This is a genomic window from Xanthomarina gelatinilytica (assembly GCF_000348685.1).
GTDB classification, from domain to species: domain Bacteria; phylum Bacteroidota; class Bacteroidia; order Flavobacteriales; family Flavobacteriaceae; genus Xanthomarina; species Xanthomarina gelatinilytica.
In genome coordinates this window covers 39202-60197 of the sequence record NZ_ANLA01000017.1, presented here as the reverse complement: position 1 = coordinate 60197, position 20996 = coordinate 39202, and the positions used below count along the sequence as shown (strand labels likewise).

Annotated in this window: 14 protein-coding genes; 10 read left to right on the top strand and 4 right to left on the bottom strand. The window is 37.5% G+C overall.

The genetic code is table 11. From position 1 onward, the window contains the following. Positions 1-334: 334 nt before the first annotated feature. The 6 genes from ychF to D778_RS11205 all read left to right on the top strand — a co-directional run bounded on the left by ychF (position 335) and on the right by D778_RS11205 (position 10368). Complete coding sequence (ychF, locus tag D778_RS11230) at positions 335-1429, top strand: redox-regulated ATPase YchF (protein ID WP_007650737.1); 1095 nt, start codon at positions 335-337, stop codon at positions 1427-1429. Between the two features lie 21 nt (positions 1430-1450). Then, a complete protein-coding gene (locus D778_RS11225; RefSeq protein WP_007650736.1) occupies positions 1451-2020 on the top strand; it encodes a hypothetical protein in 570 nt (189 codons plus the stop codon). Positions 2021-2167: 147 nt separating this feature from the next. Next, positions 2168-4027 (top strand): DNA topoisomerase IV subunit B, encoded by a 1860-nt coding sequence (locus D778_RS11220; RefSeq protein WP_007650735.1) that lies wholly within the window; start codon positions 2168-2170, stop codon positions 4025-4027. Beyond that, positions 4024-4509 carry a hypothetical protein gene (locus tag D778_RS11215; RefSeq protein ID WP_007650734.1) on the top strand — a complete coding sequence of 162 codons (486 nt, stop codon included), beginning with the start codon at positions 4024-4026 and terminating at the stop codon, positions 4507-4509. Before D778_RS11220 ends, D778_RS11215 begins: the two co-directional genes overlap by 4 nt. After that, positions 4506-7169 (top strand): DNA gyrase/topoisomerase IV subunit A, encoded by a 2664-nt coding sequence (locus D778_RS11210; protein WP_007650733.1) that lies wholly within the window; start codon positions 4506-4508, stop codon positions 7167-7169. The genes D778_RS11215 and D778_RS11210 overlap by 4 nt, the downstream gene beginning before the upstream one ends. Positions 7170-7428: 259 nt before the next feature. Continuing rightward, entirely contained in the window at positions 7429-10368 is a 2940-nt protein-coding gene (locus tag D778_RS11205) for a T9SS type A sorting domain-containing protein (RefSeq protein ID WP_238307667.1), read from the top strand. Positions 10369-10442: 74 nt separating this feature from the next. Here the strand turns inward: D778_RS11205 and D778_RS11200 are convergent, their stop codons facing one another. Further along, positions 10443-11240, bottom strand: a complete 798-nt coding sequence (locus D778_RS11200) for a TerC family protein (RefSeq protein WP_007650726.1) — start codon at positions 11238-11240, stop codon at positions 10443-10445. Between the two features lies 1 nt (position 11241). After that, positions 11242-11613 carry a hypothetical protein gene (locus D778_RS11195; protein WP_007650724.1) on the bottom strand — a complete coding sequence of 124 codons (372 nt, stop codon included), beginning with the start codon at positions 11611-11613 and terminating at the stop codon, positions 11242-11244. Positions 11614-11865: 252 nt separating this feature from the next. Between D778_RS11195 and D778_RS11190 the strand changes: the two genes are divergently transcribed. From D778_RS11190 to D778_RS11180, 3 genes are all read left to right on the top strand, one after another. Further along, on the top strand, positions 11866-14781 hold the full coding sequence (locus tag D778_RS11190) for a glycoside hydrolase family 3 N-terminal domain-containing protein (RefSeq protein ID WP_007650721.1): 2916 nt from the start codon (positions 11866-11868) through the stop codon (positions 14779-14781). Between the two features lie 57 nt (positions 14782-14838). Further along, on the top strand, positions 14839-15975 hold the full coding sequence (bshA, locus tag D778_RS11185) for an N-acetyl-alpha-D-glucosaminyl L-malate synthase BshA (protein WP_007650717.1): 1137 nt from the start codon (positions 14839-14841) through the stop codon (positions 15973-15975). A 169-nt stretch (positions 15976-16144) separates the two neighbouring features. Continuing rightward, entirely contained in the window at positions 16145-17668 is a 1524-nt protein-coding gene (locus D778_RS11180; protein WP_007650715.1) for a GH3 family acyl-acid amido synthetase, read from the top strand. On the opposite strand, the gene D778_RS11175 is transcribed toward D778_RS11180, so the two are convergent. Continuing rightward, positions 17665-18261 (bottom strand): hypothetical protein, encoded by a 597-nt coding sequence (locus D778_RS11175; protein WP_007650714.1) that lies wholly within the window; start codon positions 18259-18261, stop codon positions 17665-17667. The two genes, D778_RS11180 and D778_RS11175, sit on opposite strands and share 4 nt — an antisense overlap. 256 nt (positions 18262-18517) lie before the next feature. Here D778_RS11175 and D778_RS11170 point away from each other — a divergent pair, with 256 nt between their 5' ends. Next, positions 18518-19921, top strand: coding sequence for a Gfo/Idh/MocA family protein (locus D778_RS11170; protein WP_007650712.1), 1404 nt, complete (start codon positions 18518-18520; stop codon positions 19919-19921). Here D778_RS11170 and D778_RS11165 read toward each other — a convergent pair. Further along, the gene (locus tag D778_RS11165; RefSeq protein WP_040492270.1) at positions 19904-20995 is read right to left on the bottom strand and encodes a phosphotransferase enzyme family protein; all 1092 of its coding nucleotides are present in this window, start codon (positions 20993-20995) and stop codon (positions 19904-19906) included. The two genes, D778_RS11170 and D778_RS11165, sit on opposite strands and share 18 nt — an antisense overlap. Position 20996 lies beyond the last annotated feature (1 nt).

Sequence of the window (20996 nt, the reverse complement as noted above, 5' to 3'; positions counted from 1 at the left end):
GACTTCAGTGATGGAGCGTTGGACTTCAGTGATGGAGTGTTGGACTTCAGTGATGGAGTGTTGGACTTCAGTGATTGCCTGTAGTAGCTCAGTGATTGCCTGTCGTAGCCCAGCTATGGAGCACCACACCCCAGTGATGGAGCACCACAAACCACAAACCAAACACCACAAACCACAAACATTATTTATACTTTTTTGTTTCTACTAATGCCTAGGTTAGTTATATTTGCAACCTTAAAATAAAACGCATAAAATATCCATTCTAGATGTTTCCATACCAAAAAAGCTAGAATAGATATAACAGGACACCCTTGAAAACAATAAATATCATCGAATGAAAGCAGGAATTGTCGGATTACCAAACGTAGGGAAATCAACCCTTTTTAATTGTTTGTCAAATGCCAAAGCGCAAAGTGCCAACTTTCCGTTTTGCACCATAGAGCCCAACATTGGGGTGGTAAACGTTCCAGATCCCAGACTACAAAAACTGGAAGCCTTGGTAAAACCAGAACGCGTATTACCTGCAACCGTAGAAATTGTAGACATTGCCGGCTTGGTAAAAGGCGCCAGCAAAGGAGAGGGGCTAGGCAACCAGTTCCTGGCAAACATCCGGGAAACCGATGCCATCCTGCACGTACTCCGTTGTTTCGATAACGATAACATCGTACATGTCGATGGCAACATCAACCCCATTCGGGACAAGGAAACCATCGATATGGAACTCCAATTAAAAGATCTCGAAACCGTCGATAAAAAACTCGACAAAGTAAAACGCGCTGCAAAAACAGGCAATAAAGACGCCCAAAAAGAAGAAGCCGTACTCCTTAAAATAAAAGCTGCCCTCGAAGCAGGTACCTCCGTAAGAGCCTTAGATTTCTCAGAAGAAGACTACCTCGATTTTGTAAAACCTAGTCAGTTCATTACAGACAAACCGGTTATGTACGTTTGCAATGTAGACGAAGGTGCTGCAGTAACCGGAAATAAATACGTAGATCAAGTTAAAGAAGCCGTAAAAAACGAAAACGCCGAAGTATTGGTTCTCGCAGTAGGCACAGAAGCCGATATTAACGAACTCGACGATTACGAAGAACGCCAAATGTTCTTATCAGACATAGGTTTGGACGAACCAGGTTCCTCAAAACTTATCCGTGCGGCATACAAACTCCTTAACCAGCAAACCTATTTCACAGCAGGTGTTAAAGAAGTGCGTGCTTGGACCATAGACATAGGCGCCACGGCACCACAAGCAGCAGGCGTCATCCATACCGATTTTGAAAAAGGCTTCATCCGTGCCGAAGTCATAGCTTATGATGATTACGTGCACTATGGCAGCGAAGCAAAAGTAAAAGAAGCAGGAAAAATGCGTGTCGAAGGAAAAAACTACATCGTAAAAGATGGCGATGTCATGCACTTCCTTTTTAACGTGTAACAAACCCCAAATACAACTTAAATGAAACACCTTTTAATCGTGGCCATACTATATGGCGCTATTCTTCATGGCCATGCTCAAGACAAGAAACAAACAGCAACAGTTGAAACAGCCGTCTTTGGCATTCAAACGGGTTTTTCGGGTCTCTGGGTTCATGGAGAATTCAAACTCTCCAATAAATTTGCATTAAGGGCAGAAACAGGATTGGATCTCGGTACCTGGGAAAACACCTATACAAACCAAAAAGGTTTGGGCTTGATTCCTGTATTTACCTTAGAACCCCGTTTTTACTACAACCTAAACAAACGCCTCAACAAAGGCAAACGTATTGATGGTAACAGTGGCAATTTCATCTCCCTAAAAACCAGCTATAACCCCAATCTGTTCCTTACAGATTCAAATAGAGAAGTAAATATGGCATCAGACTTTATGGTTATTCCAACCTGGGGCATCAGAAGAAACCTGGGCAAACACTTCAACTACGAAGCAGGTTTTGGCATCGGATACATTCACTACAGAGAAGAATACAATATTAACAACAAGAGCGACGTCGCTGTCAATCTTCATGCAAGAATAGGTTACGCCTTTTAAACACGCAATAACCAAAACAACATAAAAAATGGCCTATGTTCTCAACAACATGGGCGTTTTTATTGTTAATTACTTTGTGGGCTCGGTATTTTATATTTTAGCGCGAAACCTTATATTAGCATCGTACCTAAAAATTGCACCCATTTTATGACTGAACAATCCAATTATACCGAAGACAACATACGCTCCCTCGACTGGAAAGAACACATACGCATGCGTCCCGGAATGTATATTGGCAAGCTGGGCGATGGTTCTTCACCAGACGATGGTATCTATATCCTTTTAAAAGAAGTTCTGGACAACTCCATAGACGAATATGTTATGGGTGCCGGAAAAACCATAGACGTGTCCATTCACGGCAATAAGGTCACCGTTCGCGATTACGGGCGTGGCATCCCTTTGGGAAAAGTGGTAGATGTAGTGTCCAAAATGAATACAGGTGGAAAATACGATTCCAAAGCCTTTAAAAAATCGGTAGGTTTAAATGGTGTTGGTACCAAAGCCGTAAATGCCCTTTCCTCATACTTTAGGGTAGAATCCACTAGGGACAATAAATCGGCTTCTGCCGAATTTGAACAAGGAAACCTGAGCAATAAAGAACTCCTGGACGATACCTCCCGAAGAAAAGGGACCAAAGTGTCCTTTGTCCCAGACGATGCCATCTTTAAAAACTACAAGTACAGAAACGAGTATGTGGTTAAAATGCTCAAAAACTATGTGTACTTAAACACAGGCTTAACCATTATTTTCAATGGCGAAAAGTACTTCAGTGAAAACGGCCTAAAAGATCTATTGTCAGAAAACATTAAAGATTCAGACATGTTGTATCCTATTATTCATTTAAAAGGAGACGATATAGAAGTGGCCCTAACACATAGCAAAACACAATATAGCGAAGAATATCATTCCTTTGTAAATGGTCAGAACACCACACAAGGTGGAACCCATTTGTCGGCCTTTAGGGAAGCCTTGGTTAAAACCCTTAGAGAGTTCTATGGAAAAAACTACGAAGCCTCAGACATCCGGAAATCGGTAGTCTCTGCCATTTCCATCAAAGTCATGGAACCCGTGTTCGAGAGTCAAACCAAAACCAAGTTGGGCTCCACAGACATGGGAGGGAAGCTGCCAACCGTTCGTACCTTTGTAAACGACTTTCTAAAAACCCATCTGGACAATTACTTACATAAAAACCCAGACACAGCCGAAAAGATTCAGCGTAAAATCCTTCAGGCAGAACGCGAGCGCAAAGAACTTTCAGGAATTAGGAAACTGGCCAAAGACAGGGCAAAAAAAGCAAACCTACACAATAAAAAGCTTCGCGACTGCCGTGTGCATTTTGGCGATACCAAAAACGAAAGATATCTGGAAACAACGCTGTTTATCACAGAGGGGGATTCGGCTTCAGGAAGTATCACCAAGTCCAGGGATGTAAACACACAAGCAGTATTCAGCCTAAAAGGGAAACCCCTAAACTGTTATGGTTTAAGTAAAAAAATTGTGTACGAAAACGAAGAGTTCAACCTACTTCAAGCAGCTTTAAATATTGAAGAATCCCTAGAGGATTTACGTTACAACAATGTGGTAATTGCTACAGATGCCGATGTAGATGGCATGCACATCCGTTTGTTGTTGATCACCTTCTTCCTGCAGTTTTTCCCGGAAGTCATAAAAGAAGGGCATCTATACATCTTGCAAACCCCTTTGTTTAGGGTAAGAAATAAAAAGGAAACCATTTATTGTTATTCTGAAGAAGAACGAAAAGAAGCCATAGAGAAATTAAAACCAAAACCGGAAATCACACGATTTAAAGGGCTTGGTGAAATTTCTCCGGACGAGTTTGTCCATTTTATTGGAGAAGACATACGTTTGGACCCAGTCATGTTGGACAAAGACATGTCCATAGAAGAGTTGCTTTCCTTCTACATGGGAAAAAACACACCAAGCAGGCAGGACTTTATTATTGACAACTTAAAAGTGGAGTTGGATTTAGTAGAAGAAAATATATGAGAACCAATAACCACAAAGTAAGAAATGTTATAATTTCGGTGTATTTTGTGCTGATAGTCCTTGCCATACTTTTAGCAACGGTATTTAGGGCTTTCAGTGATGTAACCGATAATCCATTGGCCACTTTTCTAATCCTTATTTTAAGCTTTGCTGTCCTTTTTTTTCTGGTTCATTTTATCTCAAAATATTTTGAATACGATAGCGATGGAATAAAAGTGGTGGTCACAAACAAAGGATTGTTATTATCAGACCATTTTAATTATAGAGAATATACAGTTGAATTTTATAAAGACAGGTTAGCTGGCTTTAAGTTCAACAATTACCTGGTTTATAAAGAATTGGTTTTATATATAAAAGATACCCACGGACATACCAGAAAGGAACGTTTTAATGTGACACTGGTTTCCAAGAAAAAAAGAAAATACATCAAGCAATCATTAAGTAAAATGATTAAACAAAATAGAAAATCTACCGATTCATGAGTGAAGAGAACGACGATTTGTTAAATGAACAAGAAGAGAACCACGAAACCATTACCAAGGTTTCTGGCATGTTTAAAGACTGGTTTTTGGATTACGCCTCTTATGTAATTCTGGAACGTGCTGTCCCAGCAATTGAAGACGGCTTTAAACCCGTACAACGTCGCATCATGCATTCCATGAAAGATTTGGATGATGGACGTTACAACAAAGTAGCCAATATTGTGGGCCATACCATGCAGTACCATCCTCATGGCGATGCCAGTATTGCTGATGCCATGGTGCAAATTGGCCAAAAAGACCTCTTGATTGATACACAGGGAAACTGGGGAAACATCCTAACAGGAGATAGTGCTGCCGCTGCCCGTTATATAGAAGCACGTTTGTCCAAATTTGCCCTGGATGTGGTTTACAACCCTAAAATTACCGAATGGCAAGCCTCTTACGATGGCAGACGGAAAGAGCCCGTGAACCTTCCGGTCATGTTTCCCTTGCTCTTGGCTCAAGGTGGAGAGGGAATAGCTGTAGGGCTTTCAACCAAAATCCTACCTCATAATTTTATTGAACTCATTGATGCTTCCATAAAACACCTAAAAGGAAAAAAATTCACGCTCTATCCAGATTTTCCAACGGCTGGAATTATAGATATCAGCAATTATAACGATGGGATGCGGGGAGGAAGGGTTCGTGTAAGGGCCAAAATCTCCCAATTGGACAAAAACACCTTGGTCATTACCGAAATCCCTTATGGAACCAATACCTCATCACTAATAGATTCCATTTTAAAAGCCAACGACAAAGGGAAAATAAAAATCAAGAAAATTGAAGACAATACAGCTGCCGAAGTCGAAATATTGGTGCATTTGCCTAGTGGTATTTCACCAGACAAAACCATCGATGCCCTGTATGCCTTTACCAGTTGCGAAAGTTCCATATCGCCTTTAGGCTGTGTCATTGAAGACAACAAGCCCTTATTTGTGGGTGTCACAGAAATGCTTCGTCGTTCTACTGATAATACGGTTCAGCTTTTAAAAAGTGAATTGGAAATTCAATTGGGCGAGTTTGAAGAACAATGGCATTTTGCTTCTTTGGAACGCATTTTCATAGAAAACCGTATTTATAGGGATATTGAAGAAGAAGAAACTTGGGAAGGTGTCATCCAAGCCATTGACAAAGGGTTAAAACCACATACCAAACACCTAAAACGTGAAGTTTTAGAAGAAGATATTGTAAGACTTACAGAAATTCGCATCAAACGTATTTCCAAATTCGATATCGATAAGGCCCAACAAAAAATAGATGCCTTAGAAGATCAAATAGCACAAGTAAAACATCATTTGGCACATTTGATAGATTATGCCATTGCATATTTTGAAAGGCTTAAAAAAGATTATGGAAAAGGCAGGGAAAGAAAAACAGAAATTAGAACCTTTGATGATGTAGATGCCACCAAAGTGGTTATAAGAAACACCAAACTATACGTAAATAGAGCTGAAGGTTTTGTGGGAACCTCACTTAAAAAAGATGAATATGTTTGCGATTGTAGTGATATAGACGACATTATTGTCTTTACCAAAGAAGGTAAAATGATGGTGAGCAAAGTAGATGCCAAAACCTTTGTAGGCAAAGACATCATTCATGTGGCTGTGTTCAAGAAAAAAGACAAGCGCACCATTTACAACATGATTTATAGAGATGGCAGCAAAGGTCCATCGTACGTTAAACGTTTTGCTGTAACCTCCATTACACGTGATAAAGAATACGATTTAACCAATGGCAACAAAGGCTCCTTGGTATGGTATTTTTCCGCCAACCCTAATGGAGAGGCAGAAATGGTAACCATTTACTTAAGGCAGGTAGGCAGTATCAAAAAATTAAAATGGGACTTGGATTTTGCCGATGTCTTGATTAAAGGGCGTGCCTCCAAAGGTAATAAAGTGACCAAGCATGCCATTAAAAAAGTAGAACTCAAAGAAAAAGGTGTTTCCACTTTAAAGCCTCGTAAAATATGGTTCGACGATACAGTGCAACGCTTAAATGTTGATGAGAGAGGGGAATTGGTTGGAGAGTTTCGGGGAGAAGACAGGATCCTTATCATTACACAATCGGGAACCGTTAAAACCATTATTCCAGAAATTACCACACATTTTGACGATGACATGATTGTTATGGAAAAATGGATTCCTAAAAAACCCATTTCAGCCATTTATTTTGATGGCGAAAAAGAACGTTATTATGTGAAGCGTTTTGTGGTAGAAAACGAATCCAAAGAAGAACGCTTTATTTCCGATCATCCAAATTCACAATTGGAAATTGTATCTACAGACTGGAGACCGATGGCTGAAGTAGAATTCACCAAAGAAAGAGGCAAAGACAGAAAAGACAATATGGAAGTAAACTTTGAGGAATTTATTGCCGTAAAAGGAATTACAGCTCAAGGCAATCAGTTAACCAAGGATAAAATAAACCAGGTAAGTTTGTTGGATCCCTTGCCATACGAAGCTCCAGAAGAAACACCAGCTGAAGACATAGAAGTGGTGGATGAAACCGATGTTTCTAACGAAAGCAAATCAAATAAATCAAATGACCCCTCAAAAAAAACCGACCAAGATAAAGGTGATTCAGACAGTTTGGACGGAAAAGGTCAAATCACCTTGTTCTAAATTCATCATTAAGGTTTATTAAAAGTCTGGTTAATTTAACCAGACTTTTTTTATTCTTCACTTAAACTGAATAAATCATGTAAAATAAGGAATGCAAATCTTTATAAAAAAACTGCTACAGGGCTCAATTCCTTAATTGTTAATAACTTAACCTCATGCATTTTCCATTAAAATGATGTTTATTAGGTTTTGTTTTGTATTTTTAGGTGTTAATCAATCCTTATTTTTTATGAAAAATACTACATTAAAACAGCTGTTTATGCTTACAGTTACGTTATTTGTTACGTCAGTTTATGCGCAAACAGCCAGAGAATCCTACCTTCCTACCGAAGTGGAAAAGGTTTTGGAAAAAGTTCAATCCGTCAGCAATATGGCTGAAAGGGAGCCTACTAATTTACTCAGTAAAGAAGAAAAGCAGATTTTAAAGAATTATTACCAGTCTTCAGAAATATCAAACAGCACATTTAGAGCCACTGGCGATGTTTATGCTTTAGATGTTAGAAACGGTGGGGTTTATGGGAGTTTTCCTCTAACAGGTCCTTTTAATATTTCCAATATTGCAACAATTCCAAACGACATCTATGCTTCCGATTTCGATGTTACCGGAACCTTGTATGCTTTGGAAACCACCAATGCCAATTTGCTGTCCATAGATCCAGATACTGGAGCCATAACTGTTGTGGCACCGCTTACTGGAGCTGCTGCAGGAGTAACATATTCTGGCTTGTCATGGAATAAAACCAACTCTACCATGTATGCACTTACAACTGATGGAACCACTACCAACTTGTACACTTTAAACTTAAGTACAGGTGCATTAACTTTGGTAGGGCCTACAGGTACCACTCTAGGAATTTGGATTGCCATTGATAATAACGGCATTATTTACATGGCAGATATAGGTAATGACAATTTTTATACCCTTAACCCAAGTACAGGAGCTGCTACATTGGTGGGGCCTTTAGGAGTGGATATTTCCTTTGCTCAAGAAGCAGATGTAGACCCTGTATCCAATACCTTATATATGGCTGGATATATTGGAGGAGGTGTAAACAATATTTATACTGTAGATGTATCCACAGGAACAGCAACTGCTGTTGGAACCGTAAATAGTAACAATGCTGAGTTGGGTATGTTTACTATAGATGGTCCTATAGGAATAGATAACAATTTTGTATGTGACGATGCCATTACCATTGGTTTAGGGATTATAAATTCAAACGGACCTTCAAATTCAAGTACAGGAGCTTCCAATGTTTGCTTAACTGGAGCAACCAATGCCGAATGGTATAGGTATACGGCAACGAATTCAGGGGATTTGACAATTACATCAGATTTAGCTTCAAATTCTGGTATAGATACCAGGGTTTCGGTTTATAACAATGATTGTATGAATTTAACCTGTATTGCCTCCGATGACAATTCAGGTGCCAATAACACGTCCACATTGGTCATTCCTGTGGTCAGTGGAACAACCTACCTCATAGAATGGGATGATGCCAATGATGCTGCTGCTTTCGATTTTGAGTTAAGCTTGCTTATTTCCTGTCCAGACCCTGTAAATTTTGTTGCAGGAACCATAACAGATACGTCAGCCACATTTTCTTGGGATGCAGTAACAGGCGCTTCCAATGGTTATATCTTTAGTGTTTTTAACGCTGGAGATGACCCTCTTACTGACACTCCGGTTTATACAGAAAACATAGCTTCAGGAACTCTAACAGCTACAGCCACACCATTGATGGCTCAAACCATGTACGATGCTTATATAACGGCAGATTGCGATACAAATGGTCTGTCTAATGCCATTTCCTTAACTTTTGAAACAGACATAGCGCCTCCTGTTTGTGGTGGTACATATGCAGATCTTGGTGGTGCCACCGGGCCATATCTACCTAACGAAAATACCATAACCACTATAACCCCAGACAACCCTGGAGATGTTGTTACAGTGACGTTTACCTATGTGGATATTGAATCGTCTACAGGAACTGGAACACAAGATGGTTGTTGGGATTTCTTAACTGTTTATAACGGTCCAGATACAAGCTATCCTGTTTTGGCTCAAACACTTTGTGGTGAAGAGAGTGGAGATGGGGGTGTTCCATCTGTGGGAAGTAGTTTGTTGTCCATTGGTATGTCGTTTACTTCTACGGATGCTTCAGGAGCATTAACTTTTGTGTTCACTTCCGATACAAGCATTCAAGAAACAGGTTGGTTGGCAGATGTTACTTGTGGGCCACCACCAAGTTGTGTAACGCCAGGAACTTTCACCAATACAGCAACTACAGATACTACGGCAACCTATGCTTGGGATGAAACAGCCAATGCCAGCAATGGTTATGTGTTTAGCGTGTTTAATAATGGAGATGATCCACAAATAGCAACACCTGTTTATACCGAAAATGTGCCTTTTGGAACAAATACTGCTACAGCCACAGGATTAATGGCTGCAACCACATATGATGCTTACATTATGGCTGATTGTGATACAGCAGGCATGTCTGCAACAGATTTAGACACTTTCACCACTGAAGCAGCACCACCTGTATGTGGTGGCACATTTGTGGACTCTGGAGGTGTTTCAGGAAACTATGCCGTAAACGAGAGCACTACCACTACCATAACACCTGATGTGGCAGGAGAGTATGTAACCATTACCTTTACCTATGTGGATATTGAATCGGCAACAGGTACCGGTACTCAAGATGGTTGTTGGGATTATTTAACTATTTATGATGGACCTGATGCAACATTTCCAGTATTGGCCCAAACTTTATGTGGTGAAGAAAGTGGTGATGGAGGGGTCCCTTCTGTAGCAACAAGTTTACTTTCTGTAGGTGATGCTTTTACATCCTCGGATGCGTCTGGTGCTCTGACCATGGTTTTCACTTCAGATGGAAGTGTTACCGAAACAGGTTGGATTGCCAATGTAACTTGTGGCGCTTTGTCTGTAGATGAATTTTCGGCTACTCAATTCAATTATTATCCAAATCCAACCACAGGATTGTTACATGTAAATGCTAAACAAAATATAGATTCCATAGAAGTTATAAACATGCTTGGTCAAAAGGTTATGGACTTAAGTCCAAAAACCATGGAGGTTACCCTGGATTTTTCCAGTTTAAGCCAAGGAGCTTATTTCTTAAGATCTGCAGTAAATGGGAATATAACAACCCATAAAATAATTAAAAGATAAACCTTTAAAAACCTTTAAAACAAAAAAAGACCATTCCGTATTTGTGAATGGTCTTTTTCTATATTGAAAGAAGCTTATTTATTACTTAATCGTTTTTTCTGCATTTTAAAATTTAGAAATTCCACAAATAAAGAGAACGCTATCGCAAAATACAGATATCCTTTAGGGATGGCTCCAACAGTTTGATCAAAAATGGATGTTTCAGATAAGTGAGCTGCTTCTGTAATAAGCATAAAACCAATTAGAATTAAAAATGCCAAGCCCAAGATTTGCATACTTGGATGTTCATCAATAAACTTTCTAATTGGGTTTGCAAAAACAATCATGATGATAATTGAAATAACCACAGCAATAATCATTAATACCAATGCATAATTATGGTTTGGATGCAAGCCATTGGTCATTCCAACAGCAGTTAAAATGGAATCTATGGAAAAAATAAAGTCTATAATCAAGATTTGTGTAATGGCTTGGGATAGAGATTTGATTTTCTTGCCTTTTACTTGATCTTCATCATGAGACGGAGTTTCTACTTTTTCCCTAATTTCAGACGTGCTTTTATAAATTAAAAACAAGCCACCTAAAAACAGAATAATAGCCTGACCACTAATACCAATATGTAACCAGCTGGTTTCAACGGTATAAAAAGGTTCTTTAAGGCCAATTAAAAAAGAAACAAAAAACAAGAGGATGATTCTTTGAACCATAGCCAAAATAAGTCCAATATTTGTAGCCTTGGCCCTTTGATGTTCCGGGAGTTTATTGGCAGCAATAGAAATGAAAACAATATTGTCTATTCCTAGAATAATTTCCAGAAATGTTAATGTTAACAACGCCATGATGGCATCTCCAGATAATAAAAACTCTAACATCTTACTTTATTTTTGTTGCAATCCCTTTTTGTTTGGTTTTTTCTCCAACATACGAATATTCAAAGGTGTAAGTGGAATCGGTAGTCACTAATATCTTTAAGTGGATGTCCTTTTCTTCTGCCATACTTTTAGGGTTGATGGTTTTAAAAACAACTTCGCAGTCGTTGATCCATCTTACCTGAGACGAGTCCACTTTGTTATTATACGTTTCAATTTGAAGGTCTTTGGTTCTTGTAAATTCCGATCTGTAAACCTTACCATCTATGGTTATTTCACTGTAAAAGGTGCCTGTTTGAAAGTTTTCGCAATGACGTTCAACTTCATAACAACCAGTGAACAATAAGAGCAACAAAAAACCAGAAAAATATTTCATATATAATTTTTAAATAAAAAAGGATGGTAAAAGTTTTAATCAAATAATTATTCAAAAGTACTAAAAGAAGTTCATAAAACGAGAGAGAGAGTAATTTTTTGAATTTGAAAATAAAAAATGACTTAACAACGTTTGTGTGGTTAATATTATCTTTATAAATCTATCTTAAAGTCTTTTAATCTTCTTTCTAAAAGTACTATTTTGGCATAGTTTTAAAACATAACCGTAAATAGCTTCTCAAAGTATAAATATATGCGCCACTTATTATATCTGATATTTTTTTTATGTACCTCTTGGAGCCTGTTCTCACAAACAACAAACCCTCTAATTACCAAGGATGCCGAAGCGCAACAAAAATGGGTTGATAGTTTGTACAATCAGATGAGTTTGGAAGAAAAAATAGGACAGCTTTTTATGGTACAGGCTTTTTCCAATCAAGGTTTGGCACATGAAAACCTAATCAGTCAATTAATAACCAACCACCACATTGGAGGGATTATTTTTTCAAAAGGGGATCCAATGAGTCAGGCTAGGATAAACAATATATTTCAGGATGCCTCTAAAATACCTTTGTTGATAGGTATGGATGCCGAATGGGGTTTAAGCATGAGATTGGAAAATACTTATGCGTTTCCGTGGAACATGACCCTTGGAGCCATAACAGATAATAGCCTTATTGAACAAGTAGGAAAACAATTGGGAGAACACTGTAAGCGTTTAGGGGTTCATTTTAATTTTGCACCTGTGGTTGACATCAATACCAACCCTATAAACCCCATAATTGGGAACAGGTCTTTTGGGGAAGATAGGGACAATGTTACCAACAAAGCCTTAGCTTTTATGAAAGGTATGCAAGAGGCTGGCGTATTGGCCAATGCCAAGCATTTTCCAGGTCATGGAGATACAGATAGTGACTCGCATAAAACCTTGCCAACCATACATTTTGATGAAAAACGAATAGATTCGGTAGAATTATATCCGTATAGATCATTAATAAAACAAGGATTGTCCAGTGTGATGGTTGCCCACTTAAACGTTCCTGCTTTGGAGCCACAAGAAGGAGTTCCTTCATCTTTGTCACATCATATAGTCACAGATATATTAAAAGATTCCTTACAGTTTCAAGGCTTGATATATACAGATGCTCTAAACATGAAAGGAGCTTCCAATTTCAGTTTGCCTGGAGACATAGATCTCGCTGCTTTTTTGGCAGGAAACGATGTGCTCTTGATTTCTGAAGATGTTCCTAAAGCCATAACAAAAATCATGGAAGCATATGATGCTGGTATTGTAACCGAAGAGCGTTTGTCGCATTCAGTAAAAAAAATCCTTCAAGCCAAATATAAAGTGGGCTTAAACAAATATAAACCTATTGAAACCAAACATTTAATTGAAGATTTAAACAGAATTAAAGACGAAACACTTTCTGAAATCCTTTTTGAAAATGCCATAACCGTTCTAAAAAACAAAGACGAGGTCCTTCCAATAAGAAAATTGGAAAAAAAGAAGATTGCTTATGTGCAAATGGGAGACGATGATGGCTCTATATTTCTAAAAGAATTACAAAAATACACCAAAGTGCATGAGGTGTCTGCCGACAATCTGGATGAGTTGATAACCAAATTATCTGCCTACAACACCGTTATCGTTGGATTTCATCGATCCAACGATTCGCCATGGAAAGATTATGCCTTTTCAGATAAGGAATTGGTTTGGTTATACGAAATTGCAAGAACCAACAACGTGATTCTGGATTTGTTTGTAAAACCTTATGCCTTACTGAATTTATCTACGGTTGAAAATTTTGAAAGTATAGTAGTAAGTTATCAAAATAGCGAAATTGCCCAGCAAAAATCGGCTCAATTAATATTTGGCGCCATTTCCGCAAAAGGTGTGTTGCCTGTTTCTGTTGGTAACGGCTTTCATGCTGGAGATGGCATTGCCTTATCAAATCTATCCCGTTTAAATTATGGTTTACCAGAACGTGTAGGCATGAGTAGTGAAAAACTTAAAAAGCTTGATTCCATTGCTCAATATGCCATAGACAAGAAAATGACACCTGGAATTCAGTTATTGGTGGCCAGAAAAGGTAAAATTGTTTATAATAAGAATTTTGGCACACATACTTACGACAGAGGCTCAGAACCTGTAAGCTTCGACGATATTTACGATGTGGCTTCACTAACTAAAATCTTGGCAACTTTACCTTTGTTAATGGAGCTTGAGGAAAATGGTATCGTTTCATTGGATTCAAAACTATCTGATATCCTTCCAGAATATGCCAATTCCAATAAAAAGAACATCACTTTAAAAAAGATGCTATCGCATTACGCCAGACTAAAACCATGGATACCATTTTATTATGCTACGCTGGATTCTACCAAACATCCAGACCCAAAATATTACAGAAAAGAACCCAGTAAAAAATTCAGTGTGAAAATTGCAAACAATTTATACATGCGAACCGATTATCAAGATTCAATTCAAAAAATAATATTGGAAACAGATCTTTTGGATCGAGAGCGTTACAGATATAGCGATTTACCATATTACATTTTAAAGAAATATATTGAAACTTATTACGACAAAGGACTGGACGAGTTGGTACAAACACATTTTTACGAATCTTTGGGTGCAAATTATACCACCTATAATCCGTATAACAAATTTAGTGGCAAAAAAATTGTACCAACAGAAATAGACGATTATTACAGGTACCAAGAAGTTCATGGTTATGTTCACGATATGGGAGCAGCCATGCAAAATGGAGTAGGAGGTCATGCAGGCATATTTAGCAATGCCAACGATGTGGCTAAAATCATGCAGTTGTTCTTGCAAAAAGGATTTTATGGAGGCAAACGATATTTTAAACCAGACACAGTAGATGAGTTTAATACGTGTTACTTTTGTGACAAAGACAACAGACGTGGTATAGGTTTCGACAAGCCTCAATTAGGAGACGAAGGTCCAACCTGTGGTTGTGTATCCATGACCAGTTTTGGACATTCCGGTTTTACTGGAACCTATGCTTGGGCAGACCCAGAAGAAGAAATAGTATATGTGTTTTTGGCAAATAGAACCTATCCTAAAGCAGATTCTAATTTGTTGCTAAAAGAAAACATAAGAACAGATATTCAACGCTTAATTTACGAAGCGATTATAGATTAATGAAGTACTTAAAGTTTTGTCAAGGTTACACACTTTAAACACTTAAAAACTTAAAAAATGAAAATAGGAATTGTTTGTTATCCAACCTTTGGAGGAAGTGGTGTAGTTGCTACAGAACTTGGAATCGAGCTCTCTAAAAGAGGTCACGAAGTACACTTTATTACTTACAAACAACCCGTAAGATTGGAACTTTTGGGAAGTCATGTACATTTTCATGAGGTGACAGTTCCAGAGTATCCTTTGTTTCACTATCAACCTTACGAATTGGCACTAACCAGTAAATTGGTTGACATGGTAAAGCTTCATAAAATAGAAGTCCTACATGTACATTATGCCATTCCACATGCCTATGCTGCTTACATGGCAAAAAAAATGTTACAGGAAGAAGGTATATACTTGCCCATAGTAACAACCCTTCATGGTACAGACATAACCTTGGTTGGGAGTCATCCCTTTTATAAAACAGCAGTTACTTTTAGTATCAATAAATCGGATGCCGTAACTTCAGTTTCCGAAAGCCTAAAAAAAGACACCTTGAGGTTATTTGATATTAAAAACGACATTCACGTTGTTACAAACTTTATTGATATTGCAAAACATACACCTCATTTTACAGATTGTCAACGAGATTTGTTGGCAAACGAAGACGAAAAAATCATTACTCACATCAGCAACTTTAGGAAGGTAAAACGCATTCCAGATGTGATAAAGGTGTTTTACAACATTCAAAAGGAAATGCCTGCCAAGTTAATGATGGTAGGAGAAGGGCCTGAAAAAGAGCCAGCAGAACAATTATGTGCCCAATTGGGAATTGAAGACAAAGTGGTTTTCTTTGGCAACAGTCATGAAATAGACCGAATTTTATGCTATTCCGATCTGTTTATACTTCCTTCAGAAACTGAAAGTTTCGGATTGGCAGCCTTAGAAGCCATGGCTTCCGGTGTACCAGTTATATCCAGTAATTCTGGAGGAATTCCGGAAGTGAACATTCATGGGGTTTCAGGTTATTTAAGTAATGTTGGTGATATTGCTGATATGAGCAAAAATGCCCTTTCCATACTAAATGATGCAACCACGCTAAATAAATTTAAGGAAGAAGCCAAAAAACAAGCCTGTAATTTTGATATCTATCAAATTGTGCCTCAATATGAAGCCATTTACGAAGCCACCATTAAAAAATGTATGGTGTTATAATTAAAATGTTCCATGGTATTTTGGTGGTTTTTTAAAAATAACTCAAAACCATATAGAACAGAGCTGTGAATTGTTTCATTGCATTAACCTTTTTATCAATCTAGGTCACATTTGGTTTTTATGAAACCATTTAATCCCATAACTTTAACATCCATAAAATAAACTGAATATGGCAATATTAGGCAGTATTATAAAAGGTGTTATTCATGCTAAAGATGTGTTTTCCGGTGAGCCCAATCATGTTGAAGAGCAAAAAAATGTTTTAAAAAACCTATTGGAGAGCGCAAAAAACACCCAATTTGGCAAACATTACAATTTCAAGGCCATTCTGGATCATGAAAAACAAGAAAAGAAATTTGCTGACAGTATCCCTTATTTCGATTACAATCAAATCCATGAAACTTGGTGGCACAAATTACATGATGGAGAAACAGATGTAACTTGGCCAGATAAACCTTCATATTTCGCTTTAAGTTCCGGTACCACTGGAAAAAGTAGCAAACGCATCCCAGTTACTGATGAGATGATTGAAGCCATTAGGCAGGCTGGCATCAAACAAGTGTTTGCCTTAAGCAATTTTAATTTACCTACAGATTTTTTTGAAAAGGAAATCATGATGCTTGGCAGCTCCACAGAATTGAAAGAAAAAAATGATCATCTGGAAGGTGAAATAAGTGGTATAAGTGCCAGTAACATTCCTTTTTGGTTTAAAGGATATTATAAACCAGGAGAGGAAATTGCAAAAATAGATGATTGGGATACACGAGTTCAAACCATTGCCGAACGCGCCAAAGATTGGGATATTGGAGCCTTAAGTGGGATTCCCTCTTGGATAGAGCTAATGTTGGAAAAGGTTATAGACTATCATCATTTAAACCATATTCATGAAATATGGCCAAACTTGCAAGTGTTTACTTCTGGAGGAGTTGCCTTTGGACCATACGAGAAAAGTTTCAATGCACTTATGGGACAACCGGTTACCATTATAGATACCTATTTGGCTTCCGAAGGTTTTATTGCCTGTCAAATGCGTCCGGAAACCACGTCCATGCAGTTAATAACAGATGGAGGAATTTATTTTGAATTCGTTCCTTTTAAGCCAGAGTACATTAATGAAGATGGTTCTTTGCTACAAGAAGCTCCAGCATTAACTTTGGCCGAAGTGTCCTTGAACCAAGATTATATCCTGGTAATAAGCACTGTTAGTGGAGCATGGCGCTATTTAATTGGCGACACTATAGAATTTACCGATATAGAACGAGCTGAAATAAAAATTACTGGTCGTACCAAATTCTTTTTGAATACCGTTGGGTCACAACTTTCAGTAAATAAAATGGACGATGCCGTCAAGCATTTGGAAGATACCTTTTCAACAAAAATCCCTGAATATACTATTTGTGCCAAACGCTGTGAAGATGGCGAGTTTTATCATTGTTGGTATTTGGGTAGCGATATAAAGCAACCGGATACCACAGAAATGGCAGCAAGTTTGGACTCCTTTTTAAAAGAGGCCAATAAAAACTATAAAGTAGCTAGAAGTAAAGCGCTTAAAGGTGTAAGGGTAACAGTGGTAGGTCCTGAAACATTTTATGACTGGAATGCCAATAATAAAAAGAAGGGTGGACAGGTTAAAATGGAACGGGTTATGAACGAAGATACATTTGCTGAATGGGAAGCTTTTACTGGCAATTAATTGCTTTCACTTTGCTCTACAAGATGCATGATTTCTTCGGGAGACAAATAAAACTTTTGAATTCTAAGTTTGTATGTTTCGGTAATCTCTGCATGGTTTAAAATAAAATCCTTCGTTTTTAAAATATAATCTGCCATCCCATGGGTTACAGCATAGGTGTCTGCTGCACGTTCTGCTTCCAAAATATGGTTTTTTGAAAACAGGTAATTGATGCCAAACCAAAGTAAATTCATATTGCTTCTATTTCTATAGTCTATAATATGTCCCAATTCATGACCAATCCAACCTATCAAAATATCGGATGGGATGTGTTTGGTCAAGAACTCCTTATCTGAAATTTTAAACTTTTCACTAATTAGAATGATATAACTTCGGTTTGTTTTCGATTTAAAAAAACTTCCCATTTTAGGACGTGCCTGCATGGTGGATTTCTTAATGTTTTTTTTAAACTTGAATTCTATGGGCACATCTTTCAATTCTGGGTAGTAAGTTAGTGCCACTTGCACTTCTTTATAAATACTTTCTGGTATAATATGTACTGGGTTCATCTGCATTAAAAAGACTAAGGATATGTAGGTTAATAATAAATTCATCTTGTTTAAAATTCTGTAATCATTTAAATATCATCATTTTTTTTCGGAATTTACAATGCTTTTATTGAAAGAGCTAACGATTAAAGTATTAGAGCAAGAAATTATTGGTTTAACTTGGCTTAAGGAGTTTAGAGCCTAAGCTTTTACGATACCTTCAGATAATAATTGTTTGAACCCTGTCAAAATCCATTGTTTTTAACATCAAAAACATCAAATAATTTTATACCTTTCTTTTCTTATTTAACACACGCTACACATGAACAGAAAATCCTTTTTAAACCTAACAGCCAGAGCAGGTCTATTTTTTGGTTTGGCACCAAGTATGTTGGCCAACAAAAACAATGAAACCATAGATAAGGAATTGCTTAATCATCTTTTAACCCAAAAAAAGGCACAGGGAAATGCCGTTGGCCTTACAGCAGATCCTATTTCCAAAGTGCGTGTAGGCATGATTGGTATGGGAAACAGAGGAAGTGTTTTGATTCAAATGTTCGATTATTTAATAAAAAACAATCATGCTGAAATTGTAGCACTTTCAGATTTAAAACAAGAGAAAGTTGAAAAAAACAACCAGTACCTTAAAACCATTCAAAACACAACAGCCGATTTGTATTATGGCAATGAAACCGAATGGAAAAAACTGGTAGAAAGAGACGATATTGATTTAATTATAATTGCCACTCCTTGGAACTACCACACTGAAATGTCTGTTTATGGTATGGAACAAGGCAAACATGTTGCGTGCGAACAACCAATGGCCATGACCCTTGAAGATTGCTGGAAACTGATTGAAGTGGCAGAACGGACTCAAAAACATTGTATGTACTTGGAAAACTGTTGTTTTAATGGCGAAGAGCTTTGGGTCCTGAACATGATAGATCAAGGTGTTTTTGGAGATGTTAACCACGCTGAAGGTGCTTACATTCACGATTTACGCAAGCACATGATGGATGCAAACTACTACGAAAACCATTGGCGCATTAAACATCATGAAACGAAAAACGGTAACTTTTATACAGGACATGGCTTGGGGCCAACCAGCTTTTATATGGATATAGGCCGTGGTGACAATTACGACTATATAACATCCATGAGTTCCCGTGAAGACAGTTTGAGCGCAGGCGCCAGAATGGAAAATTTTCCGGTAAAACAATTTGCTTGTGGAGATATGAATACCACTTTAATAAAAACAAAATTAGGAAGAACCATCATGCTGCAATTCGACACACATACTGGAAGACCCTATTCCAGATTAAATAATGTATTTGGTACCAAAGCTGCTCACCAAGGCTATCCATCCAGATTGTATGTTGGCCATGATGAGTTGCAATGGGGACACAGTTGGTTGAATGATGAGGAATACAAAACGTATAGGGAACGTTACGACCATCCTTTATGGAACAAATTAAAAACTCAAATAGATGCCAATGCTGTGGGTCATGGAGGTATGGACTTTGTAATGGTTTATAGATTGATTCGCTGTTTAAATGAAGGGTTGGCTTTGGATATCAATTTATACGACAGTGTGCTTTGGAGTGCCATTACCCCTTTGTCGGAGTTGTCTGTTGCCAATAATAGTGCTAGAACCATGGTCCCGGATTTTACAGGAGGCACTTGGGAAACACCAAGAAAAAACGAGGTTTTACGGGATATTCTCTAGATTGAAATTAGAATAAGTAATTCTCTTTATGTCAATGTAATTTTCAATTACACTCTTCAATAAGGTTATTTGATTTGTTGCCCGAACCAAATTATGGGTTTCATAGGCCGTTTTGTAATATACATCGTTGTTTAAGTAATCGGTTAAAAACCTCAAAGCCATTATATAAATCAAGGTTTTTACAGCTAAAGGCAAATATTTTTTTTCTATGGGAGTTAATATTTTCAAGGTGTCTGTGGCAAAACCTTTGCAATAAGCGTCATAAAAACCTAAATTGATGGATGTTGATTCTAATTCTGTTGAATCTTCTTCGGTGTTCGAACATATGGAACGAATGGAATCTCCAAAATCAAAATGCACAATACCAGGCATTACTGTATCCAAATCTATTACAGCTAAACCATTGTCTCCCGGATCGAATAAAATGTTTGATAATTTCGTGTCGTTATGCGTGATTCTAGTAGGAAATATGTGTTTTTCTTTTAATTCTGAAAGTAAAAACATATCTTTTTGAAAATCATAAACAAAATCAATAAGGTGTTTGGCTTTAAATATTCTTTCAGGTGTGGCTTGTTTAAGGGCTTGTTCAAATTGAGAAAACCGAAAAGGAACTGAATGGAATTTTGGAAGGGTTTCTATAACCTCACTGCTTTCTAGAGTAGAAGTGGAGGCCAAAAAATTTCCAAACAATTTCCCTGCTTCAAAAACTTGTTTATTATTTTCTGCTCGATCAATGGTTTTGGAATTTGGAATGTAATCCATCATCACCCAAAACCCATGAGTTGTTTCTACAAAAAAAGTCTTGTTTTTAGATGGAATAAAACTAGCTACTTGGTAGGAGCTACCTGTTTTTGCATACTCTTTTTTTAAATGATTGCTGACCAATATTCTATTTAAAACAATATCTTTTACATTTTTAAAAACTTGATTGTTAATCTTTTGAAGCACATAATTTAAACCATTACTACATGTTATTAAATAAGTGTCATTTATATGTCCAGAAGCCAAAACATCCATTTTTAAAACAGGTGCCTTTATCTGGAATTGATTGCATATGTGTTTTAGTGTCTCCAAA